Here is a 3,024-nt window from a genome sequence, read left to right on the forward strand (position 1 = left end):
CACCAGCGTGGCCGGCACGCTCGCGGCGAGCAGGAGTTGCGCGTTCGCACGATGCCCAGTCGTGCCGTCGGCGGAGACAGCCAGCGCGTCGATCACCGCGGTACCCTCGATCGTGACCGACTCGACGCCGTGCAGAAAGTCGAATCCGTCCTCGAGCCCGCCGCACCCCGGGCGCGAGGTGGGCCTGAAGTCCGACGGGACGGAGCGTCGCGCGTCGCCACAGATCGGCAGCGTGATCGTGATGGCGTGGGGAGCGGCGGCCGATTCATCGACGTCGCGTTCCCAGTCGAGCACATCGACGCAGTAGCACTCTGCCGCCACGACGGTCCTCGTGGCGCGAATGCCCGGCCCGATCGTCGCCCGTTTCCGCACCCAGCCCATGCCGCCACGATCCTCGAAGGCGAGCAGCGTGGCCATCGCGGGCGGCTGCGACGCACCGTTCACCAACGGCGCATGATGCGCCACGGTGCTGCGATACCAATGCAGCGTCCGTTCTACATAGCTCCCCGTGCCGGGATCCTGGAGCCACCGTTCACGACCGGTCTGCAGCGACAGGGCGAGCCGATCCGGATGTCCGTGCCCGCTGCCGGAGTGCCCGCCCTCGAGCGCGACATACACGCGTCCCTGCTCGCGTCGGAGCACCGCCAGTCCTTGTAACGGGAGCAGCGCGCTCTCCGGCGCCCAGCTGGCCGGCGGCACGGGTTGGGCCGACGCCATCAGGACCGATCGCCACGACAGGTCGGCACGCGAGAGCGACGACGGTGCCTCGTTGCGTTCAGCGTCGGCGGTGGAACGGGCCCGGGCCGTGGAATGCCGCGTAATCGATCCGTCGTAGAGTCGCGACAGCACGCCGGCGAGGCGCGGATCGGCCCGATACGCGTAGCCAAGCTCACACCACTCGGCGAAGCGCCACTGGCGAATGGAGACGGCGTACTGCGAGTCGCGACGCGACGGGATCGTCTCGTCGGGGAGCAGGCCGAGAAACGGTGTGACGAAGCCGGCCGCGTATCGCTCGCCGAGGGGAGCGGGGAGCGTCAGCTCCGCGGCGGCGAGTAATTGCATGCCATACCACAAGCCGCGGTGCGCGAATAGGTGATAGTTCTCGCCCTCATACCACGTGCCATCGGCCAGCAGCCCCTGATCGAGCAACGTGAGCAGCTGCTGATCGGCTTCGAGACGGCGTTCGAACGCGCGTTGGTCGTGCAGCACGCGGAAGGCGGACAGCACGGCGACGTCATTCCACACCTGCCGGTTGGAGGTGCCCTCATGATACGACGCGATGAGCGACGCACTGGGTGCGATCAGGCGGTCGCGCAGCTGCGCGCCGACGCGATCGGCGCCAGGGGCGAGCGAGGCGTCGAGCAGGTCGAGCGCATGACACAGGTTGAGCAGCCAGATTGACTCGAGGTACGTACTGAAGAACGGACGGGTGGGGCCGAGCACGTTGTCGCGACTCGGCCACTGGTCATAGCGATCGGCGAACTCGGCCAGGATCCGCACGGCGAGGTCGGCATGACGTGGATCGCCGCGCAGGGCGTACACGGTGGCAGCATGCACCGCGCGTTCGGCGGTGTAGAGCTGCGCTCCCATCGCCCACCAGTCGTCGTGCTCGGCACCGGTGTACGCACGGTCGCACGTCGCACAGTGATGCGTATGCGGCGACCATGGATCGAATTCAAGCAGCGACCCGTGTACCGGGCAGCGTCCGCCGACGCGCGTGAGGCGGGCCTTCTGGGCGGGGATGGGGAGATCGCGCTGCATCAACGGCTCGAGTTCAGCGGCGAGCCCCTGCACCGTGGGAGCGAGCGACGAGCCCTCGGCGGTCTCGAGACGACGGGCCTCGAGATCGAGTGGGAGCAGGCGGAGGCGCCTCACGGTTCGTCCCGACGCGCCCATCGAGCGACGGACACGAGTTCACCACGCAGGTCCATCCGCACCCCATCGAGCTTTCGCGAACGTCCCTGCACGCCACGCGCATGGAAGAGCCACGCGACCGGCATGGCGGCATCGAGTTCGGATGCGACGGCGCGCCACGATGCAGCTGCCGCGTCGGGCTCGGCGTCGCGCGCGACGGAGAGCATGGCGTCGAGCGTTGGGGTGTGAAACCCGGTGTAGTCGAGTGCGCCGCCGCGCTGCGCCGTGGCGAACATCGCCGAGAGATGCCCGAGCGCGATATCACCGGGGATTCCGGTCAGGACGACATCGAACGGCTTGACCGGATTCCGCACGGTGGCCAGAAAGGAGGACAACTCCATGACCCGCAGCGTGAGGGTGATGCCGCGTGCCGCGAGGTCGGCCTGCACGAGTTGCTCGACGGCCATATCGCCGCTGCCCACCGTGAGCAACGTGACCTCGAGTGGCACGCCGCGGCGCTGGCGCCCCGCCCCAGCCGGCGTGCGCGTCCAGCCGGCCGCCTCGAGCAACGAATCGGCGTGCGTGGTGTCGCGCCGGGGCGCGTCGGCTGCGGAAAAGGGCAAGCCCGGCGGGATGGCGCCGCTGGCCGGCGTCCCGTAGCCCGCGACGGCCGCGCGTACGAGCCGCACGCGATCGATCGAGAGGCTGACGGCGCGACGCACGCGCACGTCGTTGAACGGGGGGCGGGTGGTGTTGAAGGCGAGCACGGTGGAGAAGAGGGCCGGAGGCGTCATCAGCATGAGCGACGGATCACGCTCCACGAGATGGGCCATCGCGGGCGACACGCCGGCCACATCGAGTTCACCGCTCACCAATCCGGCGAATTTCGTCGCGGCCTCGTCGACGACGGCGACGACGATCTGCCGCGCGCGCGGCGGGCCACCGAGCGCCGCGGGAAAGGCCGCGTTTCGGGCGAAGCGCCATTGGCGTCCGGCGGTGCGCGAGACGAAGCGAAACGGCCCGTTGCCCACCGGCGCGGTCGAAAACGGGTGCGCGCGCCAACGGGGACGTGGCACGCTGTCCAGCAGATGTCGCGGCACGATGGGCAATTCTGCGAGCACGGAGGGCAGCGAGGCGCGTGGGGCGTGAAATACGATGCGCACGGTGCTG

General features: G+C 69.5%; 2 protein-coding genes. Both read right to left on the bottom strand.

Annotated features, from left to right (window positions below; genetic code table 11):
* A partial coding sequence (locus ACIRA7_RS16265; protein ID WP_396221883.1) for a heparinase II/III family protein occupies window positions 1-1,875 on the bottom strand: 1,875 nt, incomplete at its 3' end.
* The coding region (locus ACIRA7_RS16270; RefSeq protein WP_396221884.1) for an ABC transporter substrate-binding protein at window positions 1,872-3,024 on the bottom strand (1,153 nt) is incomplete at its 5' end. The genes ACIRA7_RS16265 and ACIRA7_RS16270, both read right to left, overlap by 4 nt.

Origin of the sequence: Gemmatimonas sp. (assembly GCF_044376735.1) — a bacterium.
GTDB lineage: Bacteria > Gemmatimonadota > Gemmatimonadetes > Gemmatimonadales > Gemmatimonadaceae > Gemmatimonas.